Below are 26,425 nucleotides of genomic sequence, written 5' to 3'. Positions count from 1 at the left end.
TTTTCCAGTATCGAATTGGATGGTCAGTGAACTCCGAGAGCACCGAGCAGGTGGTGACGAATCCGAGAGAAGCCGGGTGTTCCCCGGTCGCGGGGACGAGGTAGGTCGACTGTCACCGTGTCCGAGACTTCGCCGTTCTCGAGCACCACCACCCTGTCCCCCAATGCAATTGCCTCGTCGACATCGTGGGTGACCAGGAGGATGCCGAAGCCGTGCCGTCCCCACAGATCGAGCAGGAGGGACTGCATGGTCAGCCGAGTGAGGGCGTCGAGCGCGCCGAACGGTTCGTCGAGCAGCAGCAGCTCGGGCTCTCCCACCAACGCCCGCGCCAGTGCGGCGCGCTGAGTTTGACCGCCGGACAACGTGAGCGGCCACGCGTACCGCTTCTCGGCCAGCCCCACCTCGTCGAGTGTCGCGTCCGCGGCAGTCAGTGCGTCGTTACCCGTCACGCCTGCGGTGTTCAGTCCGTAGGACACGTTCTGACGCACCGTCCGCCACGGGAACAGGCGGGGTTCTTGGAACGCCACCGCTGGATTGCCGGCGACCTGCCGCTCCCCGGTGTGGTCCGTGGACAGGCCGGCCAGGACGCGCAGGATCGTCGACTTTCCGGAACCGGATCGTCCGACCAACGAGACGATCTCGCCCCGCTCGATGGACACGTCGACGCCCTTCAGTACGTGGCTGGATCCGTAGAACTTGTCGATGCCGTGCAGGGTGGCGACGGACGTCGTCGTCGTTGTCATGAATCAAGCATCCAATCGGTATCGTAGGGCGCGCTTTTCGAGAATCCGGACGATGCCGTCGGTGGAGATTCCCATCAGGGCGTAGATGACGAGTCCGAAGATGATGGTGTCCAAGCGCAGGAAGTCTCGCGCATTGTTGATGACGTAACCGAGCCCGGATTCGGCGTTGATCTGCTCGGCCACGATCAACGACAGCCACGCGATGGCCAACGACTGCCGGAGCCCCACCAACAGTTGGGGAGCGATACTCGGCAGGATGATCGTGGTGAACCGCTGACGCCACGAGAAACCGAGTACGACGGCGGTGTCGAGGAAATCACGATCGATCTGGCGTATCGCCGAGAACGTGTTCAGGTACAAGGGAAATGCGACACCCAGGGCGACCAACAGGATCTTGGGAGTCTCGCCGATCCCGAACCACAGAATGAACAGCGGGATCAGGCCAAGGTGCGGAATAGCGCGCAGCATCTGCAGCGGCGGATCGACCGTCGCCTCGGCGAGCTTGGACAACCCGACCAGCGCACCGAGTGCCACGCCGATCAACCCGCCCAACAAAAGCCCCTGGACGACCCGGGTTCCGGAAATGGCAAGGGCCTCGGTCAATTCACCGGTGCGCAGCAGGTCCAGTCCCGTGTCGAAGATCAACGACGGTGCGGGAAGCACGCGTTCGGACAGAACTCCTGCAGCGCTGGCGATTTGCCACAGGACAAGTAGCAAGACGGGAGAGAGAAAGCGTAGGACGGTCCACCGGTACCGCTGCCACGCCGACTGCTTCGGTGATGCGGGCGCAGGGCCGGTGTCGCTGACACGCAGGTGCACGGGCCCAGCGGGTGGGGCGTACGACGTGACGACCATGTTCACGTGCCTTCCACTTGATGACGATCAACTTCGAATCACCACCATCCGTCACGATCCGGTTCGAGAACAGGGTTCGAATCAGCGTGAATCCAGGTCGGGCAGAATTGGTGTCATGAACGTCGAGCCCATTCACACCGAACGCCTGACGCTGCGTCTGTACGAACCCGAGGACGCAGAGCGAATTCTCGCGTACTACAGCGACCCGGAAGTCTGCCGCTACTTACTCCACGAGGCGTGGACACAGGCCGATGCGGTTGTCGCGGTGGGCAAACGGATGAAGCGAATCGGTCTACACACCCAGGCACTGGCGATGGTCGTCGAACACGAGGGCATCGTGGTTGGCAACGTCGAGGCGTGGTTGGTCGACGGTTCCCCTGCTCTCGTCGAACTCGGCTGGACGTTCTCCCCCGCTGTAGCCGGCCGTGGTTACGCCACCGAGGCGGTGAACGCGCTGGTCGAACAAGTGTTCTCGCTTTCCCAGATTCACCGAATCAGCGCACAGCTGGACGGACGCAACGACGCGTCTGCCCGATTGGCCGCGCGGGTCGGGATGCGTCAGGAAGCGCACTTCCGCCAGAACTGGTGGTGCAAGGGTGAATGGACCGACACCCTCGTCTACGCGATGTTGCGCGAGGATCGCTGACCGCTACAACAGATCCGGAACATCCAAGATCGTGACGCCAGTTTCTTCACGCCACCGCTGCAGCAGATCCCCTCGATCGGAAAGACCGGTGGTGACCTTCACGGCATGAGGATGGCTCTCACCGACCGCACCCGCTCCACCGAAAAGGGCGACACAACGACCAGCACGTTCGAGTTCGTGGCGCGCCCAATACCGCAGACCATCGAACCCCGCCGCTCGAAACGCGGCCGCCCACCGCTGCGTCAACGGATAATCGGCAGTCGAAAAGATCTCCGCCGTCACGCCGAACGCAATACCGGTGTTGGCAGTCAGATCAGCGAGTGTGACGTCTGAGCCCAACGTGATCGTCGACGCCGCACGACTCTCGACCTCGTACCGGGGCACCACGAGTTGACCGCCGAAAATCTCCAGAAGCGTCACCACCTCGTCTTCGGCCAGATAGCACGTTCCGCCGGGCTCTTCGAGGTCGAACCTGCCGCCACCGCTCGACGAGTACCACCGCGTTCCCAGACCGGCCCGATGTGACCGAAACAGCTCGGTCCCAGCGGGGTACACGTACGACGGAAACCGGCCCGACAATTCACTGACGGCCTTCGGCTCGGACAGATGAACGACAGCGCGTTCGGCGCTCACGCCGCAAGGCGACTGGCAGCGCCCTCGGCCGCGCGAGCCACAACCGGTACGTCACCATCGAGAAGAGCACGCCGAGGTGTGCGACCACCCAACTCGGGCTGCTCGGTAGCAAACCAGGCAACCGTCGACCATCCTCGAGGATCGACGTCCGCCCACACTCGCAGCACCTGCTGGATCCCGAGAATCGGTTTCGCGGGACGGTCGTCGGTAAACCCTGCGGCGGCGTACCCGTACTTGCCGTTACTACCTGTCAAACGCAGAACACGATGCTCGCGCACAGCTTTGCTCAGAGCAGCGCGAGTCCAACCCGCTACCGCGACAGCCTCACTCGGAGTCAAGATCTCACCCACATGCTCACTCCACGCGCGGCGCGCCTTCAAACCGTTCACGATGCCATCGAGACCTGCCCTCGCGTACGCCAGATCACGTTCGTCCGGCGCTCCACTGGCCTCGACCAGGCGATGCGCCATGACTTCGAGATCCTTCTCGACTGTGGACATGCCTTCATGGTCCCCCTCCGCTGTCCCGATGTCAACCATGTCAACTCGCATTGGTGACCGGACGGAATCTGACGCGTTCACCTCCCGAACATCTCCGGTTGGGCTCTGCGACATCGACCGGTGACCGTCGTGCGACAGTCTCGGGAAACTTCACTTCTCGACTCCTGGGAGTTTCACCGATGGCTTCGTTTCGCAGAGCAGCTCTGCTGGGCACACTCGCACTGATTTCTGTCGCGACTACGTCGATGGGCAGCGTCGCCACTGCCGCCCCGGCACGGAACGCGTCGCCACTGTGCCAGGTCGCAGACCTCCTCCCCACCGGATCGTCGGCGGGCCTCGGTTACCAATGTGCCGAAGCGGGTGAACTTCTCGATCTCCCGATCGGTGATGTGCGCGCAACGCAACCCTCGCTCGGATACGACGAGGTGTACTACAAGCTCGGTCGCTACACACTCGGCAAAGACGAGATCAAAAAGAAGTTCGATGACTGGTGCGAGGCCAACGGCCAGGAAGAAGCCGTGTCAGCATTGCCCGATGCGCGACTGGACAACCCGTCGTCCTTCACCTGCACTGTCCCCGTCGGCCAGGAAACGCCCGACACCATCGCACCGATGAAGACTGTCGTCATCGGGCCGGGCGGCGTGCCGTACCTGACCGACGGCCACCACACCCTGACCTCGTTCTACGAAACGGCCGACGGTGGACCGAATCTGCATCTTCGTCTGCGGGTGGTCGCGAATCTCAGCGATCTGAGCCCCGCTGATTTCTGGGCGCGGATGAAAGCCGAGAAGTGGGTGTGGAACTACGACGTCGACGGCAACGAGGTTCCGGTAGAACAGCTTCCGTCAGGAGTGGGTCTTGCGAAGTTCCAGAACGACAAGTACCGCAGCCTGATGTACTTCGCTCGCGATATCGGCTTCACCCCCGGCACCATCCCGTTCCAGGAGTTCTATTGGGGTGCTTGGGTTCGCGATTCCGGCGCAGTCGACATCAGCGGGTGGGACAGCAACAACCTGGCGAGCTACTTGAGCACGGTCGGCGCGGTCTCGCGCGCGCAGGTAGCGGCACCGAAAGACGCGGTGATCAACAGTGGCCGCACCGCAGCCGAACTCGGTGCTCTGGACGCCTGGAACGACGGCAAGGCAGCCACCAAGGGTGAGTTCGGGAAGCTTTCGGCCCCGTACTCGGACGACAAGCCGGGCAAACTGGCATACGCCTTGCAGTACAAGTCGGGACTGCCTCGGTAGGTGCGGGTCAGGTCGCCGGGCCGTCGTTCTTACAGGGCGGCCTGGCGGCGAGACCGCAACCGCGGGGCCACGAAAGAACACTCGGCCTGTAAATTCCTCCGGAACGAGTCGACGCGTAATGGCTGTGGTGGCGTACCTGCGGACGTGATCAGGCGATGCGGGTCGCCGAGCCCGACACGATGATCCCGCCGTACGGAGGGATGTCCACCAGGAGCTTGCTCGGCCGGCCGACATGGCTTCCCTGGTGGATGACGATGCTCGCAGGTGGCTGAACCGCATGCGCCCCGCGGAGGTACCCGCCGGTCGCCGCCGCTGCCGCACCTGTTGCCGGGTCCTCCGTGATGGACCCGACCGGGAACACATTGCGTGCGTGCCATAGGTAGGCGCTCTTCGGCCAGAGGACGATGATCGTCGCCGGCCAACCGTGCTCGTCGAGCACAGCACGAGCGCGGCCGAGATCGGGGGTGAACCCGTCGAAGACGTCCCGATCTTCGAGAACGACGAGGGGGTGCCAATTGCCACCGAACGCCTCAGCGGGAACGTAATTGGGATGCAGGTGGTCCGCGGTCAGGCCGAGAGCGCCGAGCACGTCGGCAAGGGCCGTGCTGGACAGCGGTGCCGACTTCGGCTCCACACTCGTAAACGACACCAACGGCGCACCATCCGAGCCGATGCTCGTCTCGATCGCGATGTCCCCCACCGGCGTCGAGAAACGAATCGGCCCGACGCCCTCGGTCACGCTGATCGCTGCGGCCGTCGCCACTGTTGCGTGCCCGCAGAACGGCACCTCGGCGGCCGGCGAGAAGTATCGGATGATCCGGTTACGTTCGCTGTCGCCCGGAGTGACGAAGGCCGTCTCCGCGTAACCGACGTCCGCTGCAATCCTCAGCATCTCGATGTCGTCCAGGCCGCGGGCGTCGAGGACGACTCCTGCTGGGTTACCGCCTGACGGCTCACTGGAGAACGCCGTCCACCGTTGAATGTCGAACTGGGGCATGCTGAAAACCTACTCGTGTGCTCTGTGTGGCCGAGCAAGTGTTGGTCGCAACATGGAAGGCTCGACGACGCCCAGGGCTGGGATTTCGCCCGAATGGGACGGAACCCGCTACTGTAAATCCGGAGTCGGCACGCCGGGGGTTGCTGACGTCGATTTACCGGGGGGTAAATGTTCGAGCATCGAGGCGGATCGTCGCGGCTGTATGTGCTGCTTCGACCGTCCGGCGGTACTGCAACGCGGACGGTCGACCTTCGAATCCTGTCCGACGGCCGAGTCGGGTTGGCGGCATACACGTCACTGACGTCGTTGGTTCGCAACTGCGGCAACGGACAACCGTGGGGGCTGGTCGACGAACAAGGGCTTGCAGAGATCCGCGCGTCGGCCGAGATCGACGTCGTTCTTCTTGACGCGCCACTTCCCCTGCAGGACAGATGTATTAGTGCGAGTAATAGCAGTCCCGACTCGTATATGACGGACCCGCTCCGATGAGCCTGCAGGGCATCGAGATCGGCGATCTCAACGAGCCCGCTCGGATACTGATCGAGAACGCGCAAACGTTGGATTCGAGTGGCGACAGCGCACCCGAGGTGCCGAACGCGGGCACGTCCACCATCTTCGTCGGCGAGGCCATAAGGTCTCTGGCGCAGGCGATGTCGGATCTGATGATCGCCTCGGCTCGCGCCGCCGACGCAGTGCAGGCGTGCGACGAGGACTACGCCGCCGCGGAACACGCGAACACCGCAGCCGTTGTCGATGCGGGTGCACCGGATGGTCCGCGCTGATGACGATCTACGTGTACCTCGACGTGGACATCGACGCATGCCGCGAGTGTGCATCAGCGTTGCGCACACTCGGCGGGAGCGCGGAAGGCGGATTCGAACGGTTCCGCGACGCCCGCGATCGATCCGAGGACGTATGGAAGTCCGGTGCCGGCGACAGTTTCCGCGACACGATCTCGACGTTGAGCACGGCCGCAGAACAGACCGCGGACCGGGCAACAGCGCTGGCGCAGGCACTCGAATCGTTCGCCGACTCGATGCTCACGGCCCGAGAGGGCCTCAATCGAGCGGTTGCGCGGGCCATCAAAACCGGCATCTGGGTTGGTCCGGACATCTGCAATGCGGAGTGGATCGGCGATCCTGAACCACTACATCCGACGGGCCCCTGGTCGATCGATCAACTGACAACGCAGGCAAACCAGATCGCGGCGTACAACGATGCCGTCGACATGGTCGTCGAGGCACGGACGATCGAGTCGAAGGCTCACACGGCGCTGCAGTCCGCCTTCGATGACAGTGCTGGCTGGCTGGACCGGCTGCGCAGCTCTGCGCCGTGGATGGCCGCCGGCGGAGCGATCAGCTACCTGGGCACTGCCGCTCAGCAAGCCGATCACTGGGGCGCGATTGCCCAGACCAGGGCTGCGCAACTGGAACGGTTCGTGGCCCTTGCCTCCGAGGCGGCACCCGATTCGGTCAATACAGCCGCGACCAGAGCGGCCTCGGCCTTCGCACCTGCTGCAAATGATGCGATTCGAGTCGCTGCACAGAATGGGGCGCTGCTGCCGGGAAATAGCGCTACTAGGCTTGGGCGTCTCGCGACTGTTGGACTTCCGTTTGGCGGGAAGGTCGGATCAAAAATCCCGATTGTTGGAATCGGCTTCACCGGAGGCCAAGTCGTCTACGATCTCCAAGCTGCTGAAAGCCCGGGAGATGCGGCCAAAATAGTCGCGAAAGACGCTGGGGGCTTTCTCGCAGGTACTGCAGCCACGACCCTGCTTCTGGGGAGTGTCGCCGGTGGGCCGGCAACCGTTGCCGCCGTTGGTGTCGGAATCTTGGTCAGTTATGGCGTGGGCGAGCTGATCGAATGGGCCGCAGACTGATGTCGAATCCACGGCGAGCACTCAGGCAGCCAGCTCCGATGCCGAATCCGACCACAGGCGAACCTCGACCACCGATCGCGCACCGAGGTGAAGCACGAGCGCATTGGGTGACGATGCCGGGAGACCTCGAAAATAGCGTTGTGCCAATCGAATACGGCCCAGCATTAGAAGCATTCGAGGAGCCCCGTCGAGAAAAACTTCTGCAAGCGGTGATGCTGACCTGCATTTTCTTGCTGTTCTTTATTGTTCCCTTCCGCGGCTTCGGTTGGGCTGATCTCTGGTTTCCGTGGCTCGTCATCCTTGGACTCCCCGTTCTGCAATACCGCAAAAGCCTAGGAGATCGCGTCCTGGCAGGGGCTCGCTGGGTTCAACAGCGAGACGAGTGGATCTCGACCTACGAAATCACCAAAATACGGTCCACCACCGTCGGACTTAACCGAGCATCCAAGATCGAAGACATCCACGGCAACAAGCTCATCCTCGTACTCCGCGACGCCCAGATGAACCCACTGCTGTGGAACCTCGTCTACAACGGCATCGCCCATTCTGTAGCCCACGGTGATTGCGACATCTCCAAAGCCGCACGCCGAATCCTCAGGGTATGAGGGCCGTCCCGTGGTCTCGATGCACGCCGGTGAGTTTTCGACGGATCAGTTGTCCATATCCACGCATCCATACCGTCGACCATCGGAGATTCCCATGACCACCCAGACCACACCTCCCGCGACCACTTCGCGCACCGCTGCCCGGATAGGGTGGATCCTCACCGCACTGATCGCGATCTTCCTGATATTCGACGGCGTCACAAAACTGCTGAATGTGCAGCAGGTGCAAGACGCCACCGTCGATCTCGGTTTGCGTGACGAGATGACACCGGTGATCGGGATCATCTTGTTGGTCTCGCTGGCGCTGTACCTGATTCCGCGCACTGCGTTTCTGGGTGCGGTTCTGTTGACGGGCTACCTGGGTGGAGCCGTGCTCACCAACTGGCGCGTGGACAAGCCACTGGTGAGCACGGTGCTGTTCGCGGTCTATGTCGGCATCCTCGTGTGGGGTGCGCTCTATCTGCGTGACCCGAAGGTGCGTCAGGTCATGCCGATCGTGCGCTGACGCGGACCATCAGACCGCGGGTCACCAGCGATCGACGTGCAGCACCGTCTCGATTGGATCCCGCGGAGCAACCTTGAACGTCTCCCCCGTGTAATAAGCCGTCGGAATCAACGCACCCTGATGGAAGTCCTCGGGGATGCCGAGCAGTTCGGAGATCTCGGCTTCCTTCGCGAGATGGATTGTCGTCCATGCCGTTCCGAGACCACGGGCTCGTGCAGCCAGGGCGTAGTTCCACACCGCGGGCAGCAGTGAGCCCCACAGACCGGCCTGATTGCCGGCAGGAAGCGTCTTACCTGCCTGAATACACGGAATCAGCAGTACCGGCACCTCACCCATGTGCTCTCCGAGCCAGCTCGCGCTGTCCCCGACGCGCTTCTGCACCGATGCGCGTTCTGGATCGTCAGTAAACAGGGCCGACGCGGAATGCTTCGACGCCTGATATGCGGTGAACAGTTCCCCGTAGATCGCCCCGATGCGGGCACGAAGATCGGGATCCGTGACGACAATCCACTGCCATCCCTGCTTGTTCGACCCGGACGGGGCTTGGAGCGCAATCTCCAAACATTCCTTGATCAGGTCCATCGGCACCGGCCGCGTCAGATCCAGACGCTTGCGGACGGTGCGCGTCGTGGTCAGCAGTTCGTCGGGAGTCAGGTCCACAAGGGGAAAGGAAGTCACCCCTCGATCATGCACCACCCACGGTCAGCCCGGAAGCATCGAACGCAGCACTGCCCACTCCGACGCGTCGACCCAGGATGGGTTGGATTGCTGGGGTGATCGAAACACCTCGAGCATCGACAGTTCCGCGACGGACTGGATGTGCGACGCGAGGATCGGCGCATCGAACAGCGTGATGTTCGTCGAGACCTTCCACTGCGGACCCGGGACCGGGGTGCCGGTCAGCTGACCGGCACCCCAGATACCGCGTCGGGCATGGGCACTGACCCCGAACAACACCGGTTGCCCGACGGCCATCAGGTGCGTTCGATAGTTGTCGGCTACGCACCAGTGCTCGTGAGCACGACCTGCTGCGATCATCGGTGCGAGATCGGTCTTGTGCGGATTGCACTTGATCACCCAGGCACCGAGTGTCTGCTCGGTTATCGCACGTGCCGTCACGGCATCAAGTCTAGTGAACTATGCGACAGCCTCGTTGCCCTGCGCAGCCGAGACCACCAGATTGGATGCGGTGAGACCGTTTCCGTTCTTGACCGCGTCGACCCACTGGTCCGTCGTCGCCACCGCCGCGAAGTTCGACTGGTAGAGCACCATCAATGCCTTGTGCAACTGCTCCGCCGAGACGGTGCCCGCCTCGTTCGAGAGGTTGATCGCGCCGGTGGCATCGGACAGGATTTCGACGGTCAGGTCCAGCGCCTCGGCGTCGGCGCTGGAGGCGAGGTCGCAGTTGTTGGTCATGTATCCGACGATCGTGACGGTGTCGATGTTGTTGCTCTGCAACCATTTTGCGACGCCGGTGCCTGCGAACACACTGCTGTACTTCTTCTCGACTCGCTCGAACGACGGTTGCACGACGGCCTCGATGTCGGGATGCAATTCGTAGGTCGGGGTGCCCTTCACGAATGCCGGCGCGCCCTCGGGCATCTCGTGTTGCACGATGGCAACGGGAACATCCTGCGCCGCAGCGGCTTCGATGGTGCGGACGATGTTGGCCAACGACTCGTCGCGCGGCGGGTACTGAATCTTCAGCACTCCCTCGAAGTATTCCTGCTGGACATCGATGACGATGAGGGCTCTGCGCGGTGCGGTCATGGGGGTTCTCCTTGTTGCCGGCGTTTTCGGTCGATACCTATCGTTCGTCATCGACCTTGCGTCCACGAGTGGCACGGATGCATACTTTCGATGGAATTGCGCCAACTCGTCGATCGGAGACCCATGCGCATCGCGCTGTACACGTTCGACGGCATGACGATGTTCCATCTCGCCGCCCCACTGATGGTGTTCGGCGAGGTGACGCGACTGGGCCTCGCCCCCGACTGGGAAACACGGGCATGGTCCGACACTCCAGGGTCGATCCGCACCGAGGAGGGCTTACCCGTCGGCGATATCGCTGGACCGGACACGGTCGACTGGGCCGACATCGTCATCGTGACATCGTGGCCGGAATCGTTGCCGCACATCGGAATCAAATTCTCGGATGCCCTTCGTGGAGCACATGAACGAGGGGCGGAGATCGCGGGTCTGTGTCTCGGCTCATTCGCCGTCGCAGACACCGGGTTGCTGGCCGGCCGACCTGCCGTCACCCATTGGACCAAGATGACCGAGTTGCGCGAGCGCAACGCGCAGACCCGGCTCGACGAGTCCGTGCTCTATATCGACCACGGCGACGTGATGACCTCTGCGGGCACCGCGTCGTCGATCGACTCCTGCCTCCACATCGTGCGCAAGCACCTCGGTTCGGCTGCCGCGACGAGAGTCGCGCGCAGTCTCGTCGTGGCACCCCATCGGGACGGGGGTCAGGCGCAGTACATCGAACGTCCGGTCATCGACGCATCCGGCGACACCGCGATCGCGGACGTACAGAGCTGGGCGCTCGAGCGTCTGGACGAGGCGCTGCCGATCGAGCGCCTGGCCGAGCACGCGCGCATGAGCCGGCGCAGTTTCATTCGTCAGTTTCAGCTCGAGACAGGATCCACTCCGGCCCGCTGGGTCTTGGACATGCGCCTCGACGAGGCCAGAAGTCTGCTCGAGACCACTGATCGCAGCATCGACAGCATCGCCGCGCTGTGCGGATTCGGCAGCGCCGTCACGCTGCGTCAGAACTTCCGCTCGGCCTTCGCGGTGACGCCGACGGCTTACCGCAAACAGTTCGCCGTCGGTTGTGCGCCCACGGAGACGGCCGACCGACAAGGATGGGCGAGGTGATCCTGTGGATAGTTGCCGGAGTAGAGCTTGCCGCCATCATCGCCCTTGGTGTGGTCTTGATCGTCTCGCGTCGAAAGTTGACGCACACACGTCGTGCACTTGATAGAGCTCTCGCCGAAACGCAGCAACGCCGTAAGCGACGCGGCCTGGTGCCCTTTGCGATCAGAACTGCCTTCCACACCACGGACTTACTGATCAACAAGGGCTTCGGCGCAACGGTCCGCAACTCCGTCGAAGATCTCGCGGGTTGGGCCAAAGTAGAACGACCCGACCTGGCACGCATGACCGCCGACGGCGACATCGTCGTGATGTTCTCCGACATCGAAGGATCCACCGCACGCAACGAAGAACTGGGCGACCGCGGCTGGGTGAAGCTGCTCGAGAAGCACAACAAGCTCATCAACAAACACGTCGACGACCACGGCGGTCATGTGGTGAAGAGCCAGGGTGACGGTTACATGATCGCCTTCTCGGACCCCGGCCAAGCTGTGCGCTGCGGGGTGAAAGTGCAAGAAGCCCTTCTGAAGAACCCCGACCGTTGGGATCGCATCCGCGTCCGGATGGGCGTCCACGTCGGCAGTTCGGTGCGCCGAGGAGACGACATCTTCGGCCTCAACGTGGCCATGGCGGCACGAGTGGCGAACCAAGCCGAGGGCGGCGAAATTCTTGTGAGCGAACCGGTCCGCAACGCCATCGGTAGCGCGCCCGACCTGAACCTCGGGACGCCACGAGACGTCGAACTCAAGGGAATGAGCGGAACATTTCAGTTGTATCCGGTTGCTCTACCGGTGCTGCCGAGTGCTGAGGCTGCGGCATTGAACGAATGAATGGACCATTCACAACGTCTGAGCGCGTGAAAGTCACATTGACCCAACCGGGGTGGGCAGCGAGCTGAATTCTGGTGCGCCCCAATACGAATGAATGGTCCACTCACAACGTCTGAGCGCGTGAATGGACCATTCATTCGATGGGAGGTGAGCCAGAGAAACTACTGCTTCGCAGACTCCAGAGCCTCGTTGAAGGTCTTCGACGGACGCATCACTGCGGCGGTTGCTTGGGAGTCCGGGTAGTAGTAGCCGCCGATGTCGACTGCGTTGCCCTGAACCTCGTTCATCTCCGCAACGATTTTCTCTTCGTTCTCGGCCAACGTCTTCGCCAGTGCGGCAAAGTGCTTGGCCAGTTCGGTGTCCTCGGTCTGCTCGGCGAGTTCCTGTGCCCAGTAGAGGGCGAGGTAGAACTGGCTGCCACGGTTGTCGAGTTCACCTGTCGAGCGCGACGGGCCCTTGCTGTTCTCGAGCAGCTTGCCGGTTGCCGAGTCCAGCGCGGTGGCGAGGATGGTCGCCTTGACGTCGCCGGTCTTGGTGCCCAGGTCTTCGAGACTGACCGCGAGAGCCAGGAACTCGCCGAGCGAATCCCAGCGCAGGTGATTCTCCTCGATGAGCTGCTTGACGTGCTTGGGAGCCGAACCGCCGGCACCCGTCTCGTACAGTCCACCGCCGGCCATCAGCGGAACGATGGACAGCATCTTTGCGCTGGTTCCGAGTTCCAGGATGGGGAACAGGTCGGTGAGGTAGTCGCGCAGGATGTTGCCGGTCGCGGAGATGGTGTCGAGTCCGCGGATCAGGCGCTCCATCGTGTAGCGGATGGCACGCACCTGCGACATGATCTGGATGTCGAGGCCGTCAGTGTCGTGATCCTTCAGGTACTTGCGCACCTTGCCGATCAGCTCGTTCTCGTGCGGGCGGTACGGGTCCAGCCAGAAGACGACCGGCATTCCGGACTCACGGGTGCGGCGCACTGCCAAGGCAACCCAGTCGCGGATCGGTGCATCCTTGACGATGCACAGGCGCCAGATGTCGCCCTCTTCGACGTCCTGCGTCAACAGAACCTCACCCGTCGCGAGGTCGGTGATGTTCGCGACGCCGCCGGCGGGGACCTCGAACGTCTTGTCGTGCGAGCCGTACTCCTCGGCCTTCTGAGCCATCAGGCCGACGTTGGGAACGGTGCCCATCGTCGTCGGATCGAACTGGCCGTTGGTCTTACAGAAGTTGATCATTTCCTGGTAGATACGGAAGAAGGTCGACTCCGGGCTGACCGCCTTGGTGTCCTTCGGCCGACCGTCCGCGCCCCACATCTTGCCGCCGCTGCGGATCATGGCAGGCATCGACGCGTCGACGATGACATCGCTGGGCGAGTGGAAGTTGGAGATGCCGCGGGCCGAGTCGACCATCGCCAGTTCCGGACGGGTCTCGTGGCACTTGTGCAGATCGTCGATGATCTCCTCGCGCTGCGCGCTGGGAAGGGCTTCGATCTTGCTGTACAGATCCGACAGACCGTTGTTGACGTTGACGCCGAGTTCCTCGAACAGATCGCCGTGCTTGGCGAACGCGTCCTTGTAGAAGACCTTGACGGCGTGACCGAAGACGATGGGATGAGATACCCGCATCATTGTGGCCTTGACGTGCAGAGAGAACATGATGCCCGTCTTGTAGGCGTCCTCCATCTGCTCCTCGTAGAACTCGATGAGCGCCTTCTTGCTCATGAACATGCTGTCGATGACGTCGGCGTCGGTGAGCGACACGTTCTCCTTGAGGACGATGGTCTCGCCGCCCTCGGTGATGAGCTCCATCTTGACCTCGCGGTCGCCCTCGACGGTCATCGACTTCTCGCCGTGGTAGAAGTCGCCATGGCGCATGTGCGCAACGTGGGTGCGCGATGCCGGTGACCATTCACCCATGCTGTGCGGGTGCTTGCGCGCGAATTCCTTGACGGCCTTGGGGGCGCGACGATCGGAATTACCCTCGCGCAGAACAGGATTGACCGCGCTGCCGAGGCACTTGGTGTACCGGTCTCGGATCTCGCGCTCTTCGTCGGTCTTCGGGTTGCCGGGGAAGTCGGGAATCGCGTAGCCCTTGTCCTGCAGTTCCTTGATCGCGGCGAGCAGCTGCGGCACCGAAGCGCTGATGTTCGGCAGCTTGATGATGTTGGTCTCGGGCAGCTGCGTCAGCTTGCCCAGCTCGGCGAGGTTGTCGGTCACTCGCTGGTCTTCGTTCAGGTAATCGGGGAACTCGGCGAGGATGCGGTTGGCAACGGAGATGTCACTCGACTCGACGTTGATTTCGGCCGCGCTGGCGAAAGAACGTATGACCGGAAGAAACGCGTGAGTCGCCAGCATCGGCGCCTCGTCGGTCAGGGTGTAGATGATGGTCGGCTTCTTCGCTGTCATGTTTCGCCTTTGCCTCAGTTTTCAACGTCGTCTTTTGGATGCGTTCGTCGCCAACTTTAATCGTCTGACGCCGCGACTGTGGGGGCAGTGGGGTATCACTCCGCCGTCGACCCCAAGTTACCGACCAGTAGCGCGCTCAAAGGATTTGGCGACGTTCCACGATCCGTCCCTGACCACCACCGGAGCATCCGATTTGCCCGGATTGGAACAACACCCCTTCCTCGTCCGTTGAACCGACTATGACGACCTACAAAACTGTCAATCCTGCCGACGGCACAACCGTCAAGGAATTCGAAACACTCGATACGGCCGGCGTCGAGCGCGCGCTCGCCGACGCACACGACGGATTCCGCACCTGGCGCAAGACCTCACCCCAGCACCGCGCCGACATTCTGCACAAGGTCGCCGACCTCTACACCGAGCGTTCGGAAGAATTGGCCCGGACCATCTCGCTCGAGATGGGCAAGCCGTTGACCGAGTCCCAGGGCGAGGTGGAACTGTCCTCGAACATCTACCGCTACTACGCCGACAACGGTCCCGCCCTGCTCGAGGACGAGAAGCTCGACGTCCCCGGCGCGGAAGACACTGTGCTGCAGCGTAAGCCGGTTGGCGCGCTCGTCGGCGTCATGCCGTGGAACTTCCCGTACTACCAGGTGGCGCGGTTCGCCGGACCGAACCTGATGGTGGGCAACACGATTCTGCTCAAGCATGCACCCAACTGCCCGCAGTCGGCGCTGCTGATGGAGGAGATCTTCCAGCAGGCCGGACTCCCCCGGGACGCATACATCAACATATTCGCGACCAATGAGCAGATCGCCGACATGATCGCCGACCCACGCGTTCAGGGCGTCTCGCTCACCGGTAGCGAGCGGGCCGGAACCTCCGTCGCCGAGACCGCCGGACGCAACCTCAAGAAGGTCGTTCTCGAGCTCGGCGGATCGGACGTGTTCATTCTGCTCGACTCCGACGACATGGACGCCACCGTGGAGTCCGCAACCCGGGCAAGGCTCTCCAACGCCGGGCAGGCCTGCAACGCCGCCAAGCGCATCCTGGTCGCCGAGGGCGTCTACGACGAGTTCGTCCCCAAGCTGGTCGCGTCGTTCGAGGCAGTGCAGACCGGTGACCCGTTGGACGCGAACACCACCCTCGGCCCGCTGTCGTCGCAGACTGCCGCCGACACCTTGATCGAGCAGATCGACGACGCCGTCGCGAAGGGCGCAACGCTACTGACCGGCGGCAAGAAGATCGACGGACCGGGCGCATACGTGCAGCCGACGCTGCTCACCGACGTCACCCCCGACATGCGCGCGTACGGCGAAGAGCTGTTCGGACCGGCCGGAGTGATCTACAAGGTCGAAAGCGCGCAGCAGGCAATCGAATTGGCGAACTCCTCCCCCTACGGCCTCAGTGGCTCGGTGTGGAGCGCTGACCTGGACAAGGCCCGCGATGTGGCCGAGCAGCTCGAGGTCGGTATGGCCTTCGTCAACGAGCACGGCACCACGCTGCCCGGTCTGCCGTTCGGCGGAGTCAAGCGCTCCGGCGTCGGCCGCGAGCTGGGCCCGTGGGGCATGGACGAGTTCGTGAACAAGAAACTCGTGCGCGTCTCCGCGAAGTAGGTTCTGCTGGCATGGCTCCCCGGACACGATGTCCGGGGAGCTTTCGCGTGCCGCGGCCATACTGTCTCGATGATCATCGAACATGCTTTGTTGCACGTGGTCCCCGGTCGAACCGATGAATTCGAAGCCGCGTTCGCCGACGCGACGTCGATCATCTCTTCGATGCCGGGTTTCGTGAATCTGACGCTGTCCAAGGGCATCGAGCATCCGGATGTCTATCTACTGCTGGTGGCGTGGGAACGCCTCGAAGACCACACTGAGGGCTTTCGTGGCTCCGCCGAGTACCAGGAGTGGAAAGCGCTGCTGCATCACTTCTACGAGCCGTTCCCCGTCGTCGAGCATTACCTGCCTATGTTGAAGATGGCCTCAATTACGACGAACCTTGAGCGATCTGTCGATACTCCTCACCAATGTTCTGGCCGCGCCTGATCCGAAAGCTTGCAGGAACAGCCGAGTGGCACCGTTTGCTGCGGCCGAGTCCAAGCCCTTGTTGTAACGGGCCCGCCACGTCTTCGATCGCGCCTGTTTGTAAAACTGCCTTGCCGGGCCCTGTTTCGAGGGCTTGACGTTACTCATGGCGCTGAAAGCAGCCTCGACAATGAACGGTCGAATCTGGTAAATCAGCGTTTGAAGCGCCGAGGAAATCGCGGGGGCGAACTCTCCGGCCTTAGCGCTCACGCGCACAGTCCTGTCGAGCCTCTCTGCAATCTTCCGGCCGAGGATTTTGAAATCGACGTTAGAACTGAGTTCGATCTCGCGTAAGACTGCGATCACCATGGCAAAGGTTGCAATTGTTTCTACGGCCGACTCTTCATCGCCCTCGGCGAGCACCATTTTGAGATGCAACGTCGAGGATTTTTTCGCTCGTGTCACAAGATCTTCCGCTGAATGATTCGGGTTGGTGCTCCGAAGGTCTTCAACGAATTGCTTCGCAACTGGCAAGTACGCCTCGAACATCTCGCCCAGTTCTTCCGCCACCTCGTCAATGGTCTTCCGGCCCGCGAAATCACTATCACCTACCGATGCGAGCGACTTGCTGACCTGTTGCCAGTTCTGGCGGTCGATGCTCTGCGCCACTTCTGCCCCTCGAAGGGCGAGAACGTACGGCCCCAAAGCAGCCGCTACTTCAAGGCTGGTGCCCTGGGCGCGGCGACGAGAGATACGCTGTATGCGACGGCGGTCGGGAATATGAGGGATACGGTCCAGCACTCCCTCGATCAGTTTCGCGTGCTTCTCGTGCTCCGCAAGTTGAGTCGACAACGCTTCGAAGAATGCCGAAATTTTCTCCACAGATCGCTCTACTGGTTCACCCGAAACAAAGGCTTCTGATTTCAAAACCATTCCGATTGCCTGGACCTCCTCCAATGCCAGTAACGCCCTGACATCGCGAATCCAGTCCCCCGATGACAGCTCAGCCTTCAGCTCAGAGTCGAAATCGTTATCCGGAACTTCTGTGAGTCCGACTGCTCCGAACTCGACTGAACGCCGAAGATCTGTCATATAGCTGTTGAGGGCTGAGTCCTGTGCGGAGTCCGCTGGTTCAGTGGTCGGCGATTTCATCGAACCTTCAAGAATCGCCTTGAGTGTCCGCCTTCTTTCGACGAGAAGATCGAACAAAGATGGATTTCCTGACATAAGGACAGGCTTCAAACGTGCCGCCTCTCCCCGCGAGAAGGGGCGTCCCAGAGCTTCGGTGTCGGACAACAACTGCAACCATGCCACCGATGCTGCTTCAGCCAAAACTCCCGCTGCAGTGAAGAGCGACCATGAATCTATAGCCGATGAGAGCGGCCCACCCTTCTCCCCCAAATTCTCGACTTCGACGCGACAGGGGCGGTCACTTTCATGAGTTTCGGCGTGGTGGTTCTCAGTGAATACGACCAGTGCATCTAGACCGCCGGTCGTCACTCCAGCTGACGCAAGAGCTGCGGTCATCCCGTTGAGCGCGTCCGATTCGATCCGTACGGCAACGCCAACTGCCACTACCTCTGCCGCGATGACACCCACCTCGTCGCCTACGTACAAACTGATGCCGCCGAACGAGATCTTCACCGCGTGTGCCGCTGTCATGACGCAGATGCTACTGATGAAGCCCGACAATGTTCACGCATGCCGATTCAACCAGGATCCATCGACCAGCCCGGCAGACCACATCGAATTCTCAGTTCCTCGAATCCGACTCAACACAAGCCGATAGGTTCGAGCTACGTTCCCATCGCCGTTTCAAGGAGTCACCGTGGCCAATGCTTCGTCGTTCGTGTCCAAGCAGGACGACATCGAGATCAGCACCTACACCTGGGCGACGGCCGCCGATCCGGCTCGCGGCGTCGTACAGATCGCGCACGGACTGGCCGAGCACGGCAGCCGCTACGCCCGATTCGCCGCAGCGCTCAACGATGCCGGCTTCCACGTCGTCGCGTCGGATCACCGCGGGCACGGTGAGTCCATCGTCGACACTCCCGGCGATTTCGGTGCCGCTGCATTCGCCGGGTTGTGGGCCGACATCGAGCAGCTCGGCGAATCGTTGCTGACCGAGTATGCGGACCTACCACTGTTTCTGTTCGCGCACTCGATGGGTTCCTTTGCTGCGCAGCATGTTCTGATCGAGCGATCGGACCTCTACGAGGGCGTGGTGCTGTCGGGATCGACGACGCTCAACATCCTCGCCGCCGGAATGGCCGACGCCCCCGCTGGTGACCTCAGCGTGTTCAACGCCGCCTTCGAGCATCGCACCGGGTACGAGTGGCTCTCCCGCGACGAGGCCGAAGTGGATGCTTACGTCGCCGACCCGCTGTGCGGCTTCGACCTCCCCGAGTCGACGGTGCCCGCACTGTTCGGTGAGGCCGAGAAGCTCGCCGACCCGCACAACCTCGAGCAGATCCGCTCCGACCTGCCACTGCTCATCACCTCGGGCACCGACGATCCTCTCGCGGGCGGAGGGCAACTGATCGAAACACTCGCCTCTCGCTACCGTGAAGCCGGCATGAGTGATGTGACGGTCACCCTCTACCCCGGTGCACGCCACGAGATCCTCAACGAGACCAACCGCGACGAGGTCACCGCCGACATCATCGGTTGGCTCACCGACCGCGCCGGGTAGCTCTACCGCTTTCGCAGCTGCACGGGCTGCCCGTCCTCCGGGAAGGGCAGCGACGTGAAGTTCAGCGGTGCAACGTAATCGGGATCGACCGACCAGTCGAACCGCAGCAGTAGGTGATGCATGATCGTCTTGATCTCCGCTCCGGCGAAGAACATACCGATGCACTTGTGCACGCCACCGCCGAACGGCTCCCATGCGTAGCGATGCACCTTGTCTTCACGGCGGTCGGCGGCGAACCGGCCGGGGTCGAATTTCTCGGGGTTGGGCCAGTACTGCTCCATGTGGTGCGTGAAATGCGGCGCGACCGACGCATACGTCCCCGCGGGGACGAACTTTCCCTGCACCTCGGTGTCCTTGACCGCGCGGCGGGCAACCACCGGCGTGGGCGAGACCAACCGCAGACATTCCTTCATCACCAGATCGACGCTGGGGAGTTCGTCGAGTTGCGCGAGAGTCGGTGCATCGGTACCGAGGGCCTCGGACTCGTTGCGGCACTTGTCCTGCCACTCCGGATGCTGTCCGAGGTACTGCATCATCGTCGACAGCGTGATCGTCGACGTGTCGTGCGCAGCCATGAGCAGAAAGATCATGTGGTCGATCACTTCGTCGTCCGAGAAGCGTTCGCCGTTGTCACCCTCGATGTGACAGAGGACCGAGAATAAGTCGTCGGTCTCGGTGGCACGCCGGGCCGGTAGGTAGCGCCGGAAGAAGTCGTCGAGCACAGCCCTGCCGTCCAGCCCGCGCTTCCATCGAGTACCCGGAACGCGATAGCGCACAATCGATGTCGCGGCCTGAACGCACGCCACAAAACTGGAATTGAGCTCGGCGATCTCGGCCTCGGTGCTGCCCTCGGCACCGCCCATGAAGATGCTCGTCGCCACCTCCAGGGTCAAGGCCTTGAGCGCCGGGTAGACCTGGACGTCGCGTCCGCCCTGCCAGGCGTCCAATCCCGTTGCCGTGACGGGGTTCAACGCATCGACGGACTTGGTGAGCCGATCACGAGTGAACGCCTGCTGCATGATTCGGCGATGCCGGAGATGCTCCTCGGAGTCGAGCAGCATCAGACCACCGTGGAAGAACGGGCCGATCAACAGCGACCAGCCGTCACCGTTCGCGAACGCTTTGTCGGCGTTCTGCAGCACCTGCTGGCACGCGTCCGGACCGAGAACGGTGATCCACTTCTGTCCTGCCATCGTCAACCACGACACGTCGCCGTATTTCTCCCACCGACTGCCGAGCAGTTTCAGAGGGTCTCGAATGTACTCGAGAGTGTGCCCCACGACGGGAATGCCGCCGTCGCCGTATACCGGCTGCAGTGTTGAATCAGCAGGTGGAGCTGCTAAAGCACGTGCCATTGTCGACCTCCGTTAATCTGACATGACGTCATGTCAGATAAATGTAGTCTGCGTCACACCCGCGCTGTCTGTCAAGATCTGTTCATGCCTCCCACGACGCGTCGCTACAACGGTATGAGCGCCGACGACCGAACGGCCGAACGCCGAGCGCGTCTGCTCGAAGCCGGACTCGAAGTGTTCTCGACGGCCGGTGGTCACAGCACCACCATGACCGCCATCTGTGCCGAGGCGAAACTGACCGAACGCTACTTCTACCAAAACTTCTCCAGCAAAGAGGACCTGCTCGAGAAAGTGGTGGAGTCGGTATCCGACGAGATCCGGGCCGCCGCTCTGGACGCACTGCACTCCCCCGCCCCGACCGTCGAGGAGCAGGTGCGCAACGCCATCGCCGCGTTCGTCGGCGTCCTCACCGACGACCGACGCAAAGGCCGAGTCGCGATGATCGAGTCCTTGGCCGTCGACTCACTCCGTGCATACCGGCGAAAGTCCTTGCGCGCCTTCGCTCACTTGGTAGCCGAGCAGTCACGTGAGCTGTTCGGCGAACAGGCCTGGCCGCAGCCACAATCCGAGATGAACGGCCTACTGTTCATCGGCGGACTCGCCGAACTGGTCATCGCATGGTTGAACGACGAAATCGATATCACGCCCTCGGACATCGTCGACGCAGCAACCCGTCAGTTCATCGCGACTGCACACCGCTGAAGTGCGCTACGCGCAGTCCTACCGGTCGAAGCGCTCCCGAGCGCATACGCCGCGTGTCTCTCGCCCGGTACGGACGGCGCCGCGGCCACCGCCGATTCGAAATAGCTGCACGCCGTGCGCATCGGTAGATTCACGACCATGACGACAGCATCCACGCCTGACGGATTCACCCTCGAACGGTTCGATGTCTCCGACGCCGGATCCATCGCAACTGTCTTCGCAGCCAAGGGCCACCGATCCGGCCTCTACGTTCTGCACTTCACGAACAACGAGGCATACGCCGGATACTCCGACTCCGTAGCAGCCCAGTTGATCGCAGACGGCGATACCTGGGCAGACATCGAGACGCTCGAATTCACTCCGGGAACTTCCGACGAGCTCGAACGTCTGACCGCACTGCTCTCGCAACTGACCCGATTGCGCGAACGGCCCACGGAACCGGCCGTTTTCGCCGACGCACCGAGCGCAAAATCCGCACTGCCGAAGGAACGAGCCAAGCGCGCGACGTTGCTCGACGCAGCAGTGGGCAAGGCGCGCAAACAGTTCTGGGAACTGTCCGACCACATCGCCTACCCCGCCATCCGCAGCATCGTCGCCGACTACATCAACTCCTCGATACCGGACCCAGCGAACACCGCGAAATACCTGTGGCAGGTCGTCGCCCTGTCCGATGAGCCCGGCGAGGACGGGCCTCGACGCTTGCTGACTCTGACCTGCGGAGGTTTCGAAACCCTGCGCGTCGACGAGATCGTGCACGACGACGACACGATCGAACTGGATCTCCGGATCAACACCAACGTTCCCCGCGACCGGAGCGACGAGCAGCTCGAGATCTCCAACGAGACCGTCAGCGCCGGACGTGGACCGTACCGGGACGAGCGCGTGTGGTCATGGTCGATCGACCTGGGGGCGCTACTCGAGGAAGACGTGGACGTAGAACTCGGTATCGACGACGACACCTTCGACGACCTCGCTTACGGCCTCAACGCCCGGCTGATGCGATCCGGAAACTCGACGGGCGCAGCGACACACAACAACGACCTCGCGGCCGACCTGCTCGCCGAGGCATACCGACAGCTGTTCGAGACCGAGTGAGCGATCAGCTCTGGTACGTCTCGTACGGCTCGAACCTGTTGCGCGAGAGATTCTTCAACTACCTGACGGGGTCCGACGACTCCTCCGAATTCGGCGCGCATCCTGCGCCGCCGTCAACTGCGCTACCTGCTGCAGAAAAGTGGTTGTGGATCGACCACGCTCTGTATTTCGCAGGCATATCCAAGCGCTGGACGGGATCGTCTGCCTTCGTATCGACGGCTGTAAATTCCACGAGTAGCTCTGTGGCGCACGGATACCTGATCGACCGAGATCAATTTTCCCATCTTGCCGCGGTCGAGAACGTCGTTGCCTCAGTCGATATCGAAGCGGTGGACACTCTCGCCGTCGGACAGTGGGCTCGGTTGCCACTGGATCGTCAGGGCGAGAGCTTCCGCGGTAAATACGATTCACTGCTGCGACTTTCGGACATCGACGGACGGCTCGCGTTCACGCTGACCAGTTCGATCGTGCGGGAGCCCGGCGAACCGTCGAGCAGGTACCTCTCGACGATCCGGCGCGGATTACTCTCCGCGTCAGGCGATCTCAACGTCGACGCCTACCTGCAGGCGGCCATCGAACGATCGGTGAAGATCACTTCAGCGCATCGAGGTTCGTCTTCAGAAGCAACACGTTGTAGTCCGACCACCGGGAAGCAGTGAAGTACAGGTCTTTTCCACTCGACATAGGATGGATAAACGGCGCATAGATGCCGCCTGCTGTCTGACCGGCGTCGAGAATCGTCCTCGGCGCACTCCACGGGCCCTCGGGATTGTCGGCAGTGCGCGCGACCAATGTCCGAGAGTTCTCGTCCCCGTACATCATCACGTAGCGACCCAGATAGTCGTTCCATGCGACCGACATCTCACTGACCGGGCCCTTGACGATGGCAACGGTATCGCCGATGTTCTTCGACCACTGCTTCGTCGGATCCGGATCCTGCGTCGAGTACTCGTACGCGTCGAGATTCTCGATGTCGTTCGGTGCCACTCGCGAGACGAAGGCGTCGCCGAATCGTCCGTTGGGAGTGCCGAACTGGTACAGGTACTCGCCGTCGCGACCCAGCACGTAGGCACTCTGCTGGAACTTGCCCTGACTCTCGTGGACGTTGGTGAAGCCCGGAATAGTGACGCCCTTGTTGACACGGATTGTCTTGGGGTCCGTCGACCAATTCTGGCCGTTGTCAGTGGATTTCGCCGTCGCAGAGTAGTTCGTGACCCAGCGCCCGGGAGGGCCCCAACTCTGCACCGACATGTAGTTGATGTACTGGGTGTTGCCGATCGCGATGGCCGCCGTCGGGATCGTCGTGTCCTCGACGCTCGGTAGCTTTGCGCTCGAGATGATCTCGGCGGCGTAGTTCGGACTGCCGGCCCGGACGACGGCACCGGAGGTGTTGTCCGCAGGGTCGGCCGGTCCGATCTTGATGCCTTGCGCCAAGTCGGTCGACGCCTTGTCGGAGCGGAAGAGCGCATTGCTGCGCCACTGGGCATTTCCGGATGAGCAGTCTCCGAACGTGTCCCCGAACGCCATCAAGATCTGGCCGGCACCGTTGTCCCACGTGATCCCGAGGTCGGTGCCCGACATCGCCAAGTTCTGATACGTGTTGTTCACGCTCTGCGGGCCGGTGACCCAGGCGATGCTCTGGGTGTTGCCGGTGATCCGGGGCAGAGGCCCCTGCGGTCCCTGGGGGTTCTTGCCCGACATCCCGGCGCTGCCCGAGGACCCGAACAGCGGCGACGAGCCCGGTCCACCGAGGCCGCCACACGGTTCGGCCGACACCGTGGGCGCGGTCAGCGCGCTGAGCCCGCTCACTGCCAGTGCCAGAACAGCCCCGACAGCTATCTGCCGACTACGTACACGCATGGACGAACCCACCGTTTCCCGTGTGACACACGATACTGATGTGACTAATGGGACGAGTGTTACGCAAATATACTCATCGCGCAACAAATGGGCCGTGTCGGTGCTTGACAAATCGCCTACTGCGAGAATGACACTCGTGTGATTAGTCGGCGATCATGCGCGCGTGCGCCGTGTCCAAGACAAGAAGCGCAGCGCCCTGCACGACGACGGCAGTGCCGTGGCCGATCGCCTGCTCAGCGGTGATTCGACGACCGAACCGGGGCTTCCGGACAGCGACGTGCGCACCGGCCGCGATATAGAGAACATCGAGACCGGCATTGATCCACAGCAGCTTGCTCAGGCTCTTGGACGTCGGGACCGATGAGTTGAGCGCCCCCGCACCTGCGATCGCCACGTCGATCGCGCCCCACCCTGCCGTCTGCTGTCCGAACGCACGACGGGCAGGCGACGACCCGCGTACTGCCAACAGCGTTCCGGCCAGCACACTCACCCCGCCCCACACTGCGAGACGACGGCCGAGCAGTTGAGCGACGACGGGTGCTTCCATGCGAGTCATCAACCCAGTGTGCCGGGTACGACGCCGAGCGTGGCCGTAACGCGCGGCCCGTTGCGGCCGATCTCCGAGCACTGAGTATTCGTGCTCGAAACGAACGGAGCCACCATGCTGAAGAGAATTCTCGCCGGCGCTGGACTGACAATCGGCGTGACGGTGCTTGCTGCACCGACGGCATCCGCTGCACCCGACGACAATCCGTTCGGCCCCAAAGACTCCACCGCGAGCTTCGTCAGCGCATTCGACCCGGCGGCTTACGGCAGCGCGAGCAACAAGTCGTTGATCATCAGCCCGTTCGGTACCAGTGAGCAGATCGACTGCTCGTCGTTCCACGGCCAGAGTTGGTGTACCCAGAACGGCCAATCCCTCAGCGCTATCCGTATCCCAGCCGGGTCGTCGGAATGGGACTACAGAGTGCTCTACGTCTACAACCCGTTCTGACATCCGCGCGAATGTGAGTCGGCCCCGGGCAACCGAACTGTTGCCCGGCTCGACCCACCCCCTCTGCCTGGAAAGATGGCCGGACTCGTGCTGCAGGCACCGCGCCGGATAGCCCGTACCTTCCGCCGTCACCGAGTTGTCCTCGACATCGACACCCGTGACGCGAGCCCAGTGGGCACGCCCGCTCGGGAACCGTTCGCCCGGCACGGACAGGCATCCCTCGGTGTCGTCCGGGTCGGGCATCGTCTCCGGGACATCCGAGGTCTCGAGTACCGGCTTGACCACATGACCGCGGTGACGGAGCCCGCTGTCGCGCAGGTCGTATTAGAACCCCGGATGTGAGTTGCAATGTGGTTGGCCTAAGACCCGCAACCGGGTGCGGCCGTGTCGGTCTCGAACATGTCCTCGGCCAGCTCGTCATCGAACACCGTCACGCGAGCTGCCGGAGTCGTCAGCCGGGGATCACTGGCAACCAAGCCCGGTCGAATAGCTGTGGAGCGACGACAGTTTCGCTCCGGGGGCGGCGAAGCCCCAGGGAACGAGGTTACTGTCGATCTGTGGCCCATTCCCGTCGTACCTCCACCGCGCACCCCGCCGACAAGATTTGTGCGTCGTGCGGTCGGCGGATCGAGTGGCGCAAGAAGTGGGAGAAGAACTGGGATGACATCAAGTACTGCAGCGACACCTGCCGACGGCACAAAGTGAGCACAAGCGACAAGGAACTCGAAGACAAGATCCGATCGTTGCTCGACGCCCGCTCCCGTGACGCCACGATCTGCCCGTCGGACGTAGCTCGAGCCCTGTCCGACGACGCCTGGCGCGACTTGATGGAGCCGGTCCGCCGCGCCGCGCGCCGCATGGTCGACGCGGGCGAAGTCGAAATCACCCAGAAGGGCTCGGTCGTCGACCCCTCGACCGCGAAGGGGCCGATCCGGATCCGCTGGAAGCGCTGACAGAAACCTGTCGGAGGGTGGGTATAGCTTT

The 26,425-nt window shown here is 62.4% G+C and carries 30 protein-coding genes and 2 pseudogenes; 18 read left to right on the top strand and 14 right to left on the bottom strand.

Annotated features, from left to right (window positions below; all coding sequences use genetic code 11):
• Positions 1–23 precede the first annotated feature (23 nt).
• Positions 24–743, bottom strand: a complete 720-nt coding sequence (locus ACIGGF_RS14125) for an ABC transporter ATP-binding protein (protein ID WP_397521915.1) — start codon at positions 741–743, stop codon at positions 24–26.
• Positions 744–746: 3 nt separating this feature from the next.
• Positions 747–1,598, bottom strand: coding sequence for an ABC transporter permease (locus ACIGGF_RS14120; protein ID WP_397521993.1), 852 nt, complete (start codon positions 1,596–1,598; stop codon positions 747–749).
• Between the two features lie 115 nt (positions 1,599–1,713).
• Here ACIGGF_RS14120 and ACIGGF_RS14115 point away from each other — a divergent pair, with 115 nt between their 5' ends.
• The gene (locus ACIGGF_RS14115) at positions 1,714–2,244 is read left to right on the top strand and encodes a GNAT family N-acetyltransferase (RefSeq protein WP_397521914.1); all 531 of its coding nucleotides are present in this window, start codon (positions 1,714–1,716) and stop codon (positions 2,242–2,244) included.
• 3 nt (positions 2,245–2,247) lie between these two features.
• Here ACIGGF_RS14115 and ACIGGF_RS14110 read toward each other — a convergent pair whose 3' ends face one another.
• Entirely contained in the window at positions 2,248–2,877 is a 630-nt protein-coding gene (locus ACIGGF_RS14110) for an RES family NAD+ phosphorylase (RefSeq protein ID WP_397521913.1), read from the bottom strand.
• Positions 2,874–3,377 (bottom strand): hypothetical protein, encoded by a 504-nt coding sequence (locus tag ACIGGF_RS14105; protein WP_397521912.1) that lies wholly within the window; start codon positions 3,375–3,377, stop codon positions 2,874–2,876. The genes ACIGGF_RS14110 and ACIGGF_RS14105 overlap by 4 nt, the downstream gene beginning before the upstream one ends.
• A gap of 179 nt (positions 3,378–3,556) precedes the next feature.
• Between ACIGGF_RS14105 and ACIGGF_RS14100 the strand changes: the two genes are divergently transcribed.
• The gene (locus ACIGGF_RS14100) at positions 3,557–4,624 is read left to right on the top strand and encodes a ParB/Srx family N-terminal domain-containing protein (protein WP_397521911.1); all 1,068 of its coding nucleotides are present in this window, start codon (positions 3,557–3,559) and stop codon (positions 4,622–4,624) included.
• 148 nt (positions 4,625–4,772) lie between these two features.
• Here the strand turns inward: ACIGGF_RS14100 and ACIGGF_RS14095 are convergent, their stop codons facing one another.
• The gene (locus ACIGGF_RS14095) at positions 4,773–5,621 is read right to left on the bottom strand and encodes a PhzF family phenazine biosynthesis protein (RefSeq protein ID WP_397521910.1); all 849 of its coding nucleotides are present in this window, start codon (positions 5,619–5,621) and stop codon (positions 4,773–4,775) included.
• A 168-nt stretch (positions 5,622–5,789) separates the two neighbouring features.
• Here ACIGGF_RS14095 and ACIGGF_RS14090 point away from each other — a divergent pair, with 168 nt between their 5' ends.
• The 5 genes from ACIGGF_RS14090 to ACIGGF_RS14070 all read left to right on the top strand — a co-directional run bounded on the left by ACIGGF_RS14090 (position 5,790) and on the right by ACIGGF_RS14070 (position 8,610).
• On the top strand, positions 5,790–6,110 hold the full coding sequence (locus ACIGGF_RS14090; protein ID WP_397521909.1) for an SAV_915 family protein: 321 nt from the start codon (positions 5,790–5,792) through the stop codon (positions 6,108–6,110).
• Positions 6,107–6,403, top strand: a complete 297-nt coding sequence (locus ACIGGF_RS14085) for a hypothetical protein (protein WP_128644843.1) — start codon at positions 6,107–6,109, stop codon at positions 6,401–6,403. Before ACIGGF_RS14090 ends, ACIGGF_RS14085 begins: the two co-directional genes overlap by 4 nt.
• A 179-nt stretch (positions 6,404–6,582) precedes the next feature.
• Complete coding sequence (locus ACIGGF_RS14080; RefSeq protein WP_397521908.1) at positions 6,583–7,500, top strand: hypothetical protein; 918 nt, start codon at positions 6,583–6,585, stop codon at positions 7,498–7,500.
• Between the two features lie 38 nt (positions 7,501–7,538).
• The gene (locus tag ACIGGF_RS14075; protein WP_397521907.1) at positions 7,539–8,105 is read left to right on the top strand and encodes a hypothetical protein; all 567 of its coding nucleotides are present in this window, start codon (positions 7,539–7,541) and stop codon (positions 8,103–8,105) included.
• Between the two features lie 94 nt (positions 8,106–8,199).
• Positions 8,200–8,610 carry a DoxX family protein gene (locus ACIGGF_RS14070; protein ID WP_397521906.1) on the top strand — a complete coding sequence of 137 codons (411 nt, stop codon included), beginning with the start codon at positions 8,200–8,202 and terminating at the stop codon, positions 8,608–8,610.
• 21 nt (positions 8,611–8,631) lie between these two features.
• Here ACIGGF_RS14070 and ACIGGF_RS14065 read toward each other — a convergent pair whose 3' ends face one another.
• The 3 genes from ACIGGF_RS14065 to ACIGGF_RS14055 are packed head-to-tail and all read right to left on the bottom strand — an operon-like array spanning position 8,632 to position 10,380.
• A complete protein-coding gene (locus ACIGGF_RS14065; RefSeq protein ID WP_397521905.1) occupies positions 8,632–9,288 on the bottom strand; it encodes a nitroreductase family protein in 657 nt (218 codons plus the stop codon).
• Between the two features lie 24 nt (positions 9,289–9,312).
• Positions 9,313–9,729: a hypothetical protein gene (locus ACIGGF_RS14060; protein WP_397521904.1), complete on the bottom strand. Its 417-nt coding sequence runs from the start codon at positions 9,727–9,729 to the stop codon at positions 9,313–9,315.
• 18 nt (positions 9,730–9,747) lie between these two features.
• Positions 9,748–10,380 carry an isochorismatase family protein gene (locus ACIGGF_RS14055; RefSeq protein ID WP_397521903.1) on the bottom strand — a complete coding sequence of 211 codons (633 nt, stop codon included), beginning with the start codon at positions 10,378–10,380 and terminating at the stop codon, positions 9,748–9,750.
• A gap of 123 nt (positions 10,381–10,503) precedes the next feature.
• On the opposite strand from ACIGGF_RS14055, the gene ACIGGF_RS14050 reads away from it, so the two are divergent.
• Both ACIGGF_RS14050 and ACIGGF_RS14045 read left to right on the top strand, forming a co-directional pair.
• Positions 10,504–11,493: a GlxA family transcriptional regulator gene (locus ACIGGF_RS14050; protein WP_397521902.1), complete on the top strand. Its 990-nt coding sequence runs from the start codon at positions 10,504–10,506 to the stop codon at positions 11,491–11,493.
• Entirely contained in the window at positions 11,481–12,320 is an 840-nt protein-coding gene (locus tag ACIGGF_RS14045) for an adenylate/guanylate cyclase domain-containing protein (protein ID WP_397521901.1), read from the top strand. The genes ACIGGF_RS14050 and ACIGGF_RS14045 overlap by 13 nt, the downstream gene beginning before the upstream one ends.
• 161 nt (positions 12,321–12,481) lie before the next feature.
• Here ACIGGF_RS14045 and ACIGGF_RS14040 read toward each other — a convergent pair whose 3' ends face one another.
• Positions 12,482–14,719, bottom strand: coding sequence for an NADP-dependent isocitrate dehydrogenase (locus ACIGGF_RS14040; RefSeq protein ID WP_397521900.1), 2,238 nt, complete (start codon positions 14,717–14,719; stop codon positions 12,482–12,484).
• A gap of 239 nt (positions 14,720–14,958) precedes the next feature.
• Here ACIGGF_RS14040 and ACIGGF_RS14035 point away from each other — a divergent pair, with 239 nt between their 5' ends.
• Positions 14,959–16,335 (top strand): NAD-dependent succinate-semialdehyde dehydrogenase, encoded by a 1,377-nt coding sequence (locus ACIGGF_RS14035; protein ID WP_397521899.1) that lies wholly within the window; start codon positions 14,959–14,961, stop codon positions 16,333–16,335.
• 69 nt (positions 16,336–16,404) lie between these two features.
• Positions 16,405–16,764 carry an antibiotic biosynthesis monooxygenase family protein gene (locus ACIGGF_RS14030; protein WP_397521898.1) on the top strand — a complete coding sequence of 120 codons (360 nt, stop codon included), beginning with the start codon at positions 16,405–16,407 and terminating at the stop codon, positions 16,762–16,764.
• Here the strand turns inward: ACIGGF_RS14030 and ACIGGF_RS14025 are convergent.
• On the bottom strand, positions 16,702–18,405 hold the full coding sequence (locus tag ACIGGF_RS14025; RefSeq protein WP_397521897.1) for a hypothetical protein: 1,704 nt from the start codon (positions 18,403–18,405) through the stop codon (positions 16,702–16,704). The genes ACIGGF_RS14030 and ACIGGF_RS14025 overlap by 63 nt on opposite strands.
• A 166-nt stretch (positions 18,406–18,571) precedes the next feature.
• Here ACIGGF_RS14025 and ACIGGF_RS14020 point away from each other — a divergent pair, with 166 nt between their 5' ends.
• Positions 18,572–19,435 carry an alpha/beta fold hydrolase gene (locus ACIGGF_RS14020; protein WP_397521896.1) on the top strand — a complete coding sequence of 288 codons (864 nt, stop codon included), beginning with the start codon at positions 18,572–18,574 and terminating at the stop codon, positions 19,433–19,435.
• A 2-nt stretch (positions 19,436–19,437) separates the two neighbouring features.
• Here the strand turns inward: ACIGGF_RS14020 and ACIGGF_RS14015 are convergent, their stop codons facing one another.
• Entirely contained in the window at positions 19,438–20,790 is a 1,353-nt protein-coding gene (locus ACIGGF_RS14015) for a cytochrome P450 (RefSeq protein ID WP_397521895.1), read from the bottom strand.
• Between the two features lie 84 nt (positions 20,791–20,874).
• Here ACIGGF_RS14015 and ACIGGF_RS14010 point away from each other — a divergent pair, with 84 nt between their 5' ends.
• From ACIGGF_RS14010 to ACIGGF_RS14000, 3 genes are all read left to right on the top strand, one after another.
• On the top strand, positions 20,875–21,492 hold the full coding sequence (locus tag ACIGGF_RS14010; protein ID WP_397521894.1) for a TetR/AcrR family transcriptional regulator: 618 nt from the start codon (positions 20,875–20,877) through the stop codon (positions 21,490–21,492).
• Between the two features lie 138 nt (positions 21,493–21,630).
• Positions 21,631–22,587 carry a hypothetical protein gene (locus ACIGGF_RS14005; protein ID WP_397521893.1) on the top strand — a complete coding sequence of 319 codons (957 nt, stop codon included), beginning with the start codon at positions 21,631–21,633 and terminating at the stop codon, positions 22,585–22,587.
• On the top strand, positions 22,584–23,246 hold the full coding sequence (locus ACIGGF_RS14000) for a hypothetical protein (RefSeq protein ID WP_397521892.1): 663 nt from the start codon (positions 22,584–22,586) through the stop codon (positions 23,244–23,246). The genes ACIGGF_RS14005 and ACIGGF_RS14000 overlap by 4 nt, the downstream gene beginning before the upstream one ends.
• Here ACIGGF_RS14000 and ACIGGF_RS13995 read toward each other — a convergent pair.
• Together ACIGGF_RS13995 and ACIGGF_RS13990 are read right to left on the bottom strand one after the other, a co-directional pair.
• Positions 23,179–24,447: a DUF4185 domain-containing protein gene (locus ACIGGF_RS13995; protein ID WP_397521891.1), complete on the bottom strand. Its 1,269-nt coding sequence runs from the start codon at positions 24,445–24,447 to the stop codon at positions 23,179–23,181. The two genes, ACIGGF_RS14000 and ACIGGF_RS13995, sit on opposite strands and share 68 nt — an antisense overlap.
• 142 nt (positions 24,448–24,589) lie before the next feature.
• The gene (locus tag ACIGGF_RS13990; protein ID WP_397521992.1) at positions 24,590–25,003 is read right to left on the bottom strand and encodes a DUF6992 family protein; all 414 of its coding nucleotides are present in this window, start codon (positions 25,001–25,003) and stop codon (positions 24,590–24,592) included.
• Between the two features lie 105 nt (positions 25,004–25,108).
• Here ACIGGF_RS13990 and ACIGGF_RS13985 point away from each other — a divergent pair, with 105 nt between their 5' ends.
• Entirely contained in the window at positions 25,109–25,441 is a 333-nt protein-coding gene (locus ACIGGF_RS13985) for a hypothetical protein (protein WP_397521890.1), read from the top strand.
• A 132-nt stretch (positions 25,442–25,573) separates the two neighbouring features.
• Here the strand turns inward: ACIGGF_RS13985 and ACIGGF_RS13980 are convergent.
• A pseudogene (locus ACIGGF_RS13980) lies at positions 25,574–25,684 on the bottom strand (peptide deformylase); the annotation flags it as partial.
• Between the two features lie 95 nt (positions 25,685–25,779).
• Between ACIGGF_RS13980 and ACIGGF_RS13975 the strand changes: the two are divergent.
• A pseudogene (locus ACIGGF_RS13975) lies at positions 25,780–26,127 on the top strand (DUF2256 domain-containing protein); the annotation flags it as partial.
• Between the two features lie 15 nt (positions 26,128–26,142).
• Entirely contained in the window at positions 26,143–26,394 is a 252-nt protein-coding gene (locus ACIGGF_RS13970; RefSeq protein WP_397521991.1) for a DUF3253 domain-containing protein, read from the top strand.
• Positions 26,395–26,425 lie beyond the last annotated feature (31 nt).

The sequence above is a fragment of the Rhodococcus sp. NPDC078407 genome, from assembly GCF_044542515.1.
Taxonomy (GTDB): Bacteria; Actinomycetota; Actinomycetes; order Mycobacteriales; family Mycobacteriaceae; genus Rhodococcoides.
Note: the sequence above shows the minus strand (reverse complement) of the source record. Positions and strands in the feature narration are given on the sequence as shown.

Coding starts and splice junctions, on each gene's coding strand:
- ACIGGF_RS14035 (WP_397521899.1), top strand. CDS start 14,959: ATGACGACCTACAAAACTGTCAATCCTGCCGACGGCACAACCGTCAAG.
- ACIGGF_RS14045 (WP_397521901.1), top strand. CDS start 11,481: ATGGGCGAGGTGATCCTGTGGATAGTTGCCGGAGTAGAGCTTGCCGCC.
- ACIGGF_RS14010 (WP_397521894.1), top strand. CDS start 20,875: ATGCCTCCCACGACGCGTCGCTACAACGGTATGAGCGCCGACGACCGA.
- ACIGGF_RS14090 (WP_397521909.1), top strand. CDS start 5,790: ATGTTCGAGCATCGAGGCGGATCGTCGCGGCTGTATGTGCTGCTTCGA.
- ACIGGF_RS14125 (WP_397521915.1), bottom strand. CDS start 743: ATGACAACGACGACGACGTCCGTCGCCACCCTGCACGGCATCGACAAG.
- ACIGGF_RS14005 (WP_397521893.1), top strand. CDS start 21,631: ATGACGACAGCATCCACGCCTGACGGATTCACCCTCGAACGGTTCGAT.
- ACIGGF_RS14105 (WP_397521912.1), bottom strand. CDS start 3,377: ATGTCCACAGTCGAGAAGGATCTCGAAGTCATGGCGCATCGCCTGGTC.
- ACIGGF_RS14115 (WP_397521914.1), top strand. CDS start 1,714: ATGAACGTCGAGCCCATTCACACCGAACGCCTGACGCTGCGTCTGTAC.
- ACIGGF_RS14075 (WP_397521907.1), top strand. CDS start 7,539: ATGCCGAATCCGACCACAGGCGAACCTCGACCACCGATCGCGCACCGA.
- ACIGGF_RS14120 (WP_397521993.1), bottom strand. CDS start 1,598: ATGGTCGTCACGTCGTACGCCCCACCCGCTGGGCCCGTGCACCTGCGT.
- ACIGGF_RS13990 (WP_397521992.1), bottom strand. CDS start 25,003: ATGACTCGCATGGAAGCACCCGTCGTCGCTCAACTGCTCGGCCGTCGT.
- ACIGGF_RS14025 (WP_397521897.1), bottom strand. CDS start 18,405: ATGACAGCGGCACACGCGGTGAAGATCTCGTTCGGCGGCATCAGTTTG.
- ACIGGF_RS14030 (WP_397521898.1), top strand. CDS start 16,405: ATGATCATCGAACATGCTTTGTTGCACGTGGTCCCCGGTCGAACCGAT.
- ACIGGF_RS13985 (WP_397521890.1), top strand. CDS start 25,109: ATGCTGAAGAGAATTCTCGCCGGCGCTGGACTGACAATCGGCGTGACG.
- ACIGGF_RS14040 (WP_397521900.1), bottom strand. CDS start 14,719: ATGACAGCGAAGAAGCCGACCATCATCTACACCCTGACCGACGAGGCG.
- ACIGGF_RS14100 (WP_397521911.1), top strand. CDS start 3,557: ATGGCTTCGTTTCGCAGAGCAGCTCTGCTGGGCACACTCGCACTGATT.
- ACIGGF_RS13995 (WP_397521891.1), bottom strand. CDS start 24,447: ATGCGTGTACGTAGTCGGCAGATAGCTGTCGGGGCTGTTCTGGCACTG.
- ACIGGF_RS14095 (WP_397521910.1), bottom strand. CDS start 5,621: ATGCCCCAGTTCGACATTCAACGGTGGACGGCGTTCTCCAGTGAGCCG.
- ACIGGF_RS14015 (WP_397521895.1), bottom strand. CDS start 20,790: ATGGCACGTGCTTTAGCAGCTCCACCTGCTGATTCAACACTGCAGCCG.
- ACIGGF_RS14085 (WP_128644843.1), top strand. CDS start 6,107: ATGAGCCTGCAGGGCATCGAGATCGGCGATCTCAACGAGCCCGCTCGG.
- ACIGGF_RS14050 (WP_397521902.1), top strand. CDS start 10,504: ATGCGCATCGCGCTGTACACGTTCGACGGCATGACGATGTTCCATCTC.
- ACIGGF_RS14055 (WP_397521903.1), bottom strand. CDS start 10,380: ATGACCGCACCGCGCAGAGCCCTCATCGTCATCGATGTCCAGCAGGAA.
- ACIGGF_RS14070 (WP_397521906.1), top strand. CDS start 8,200: ATGACCACCCAGACCACACCTCCCGCGACCACTTCGCGCACCGCTGCC.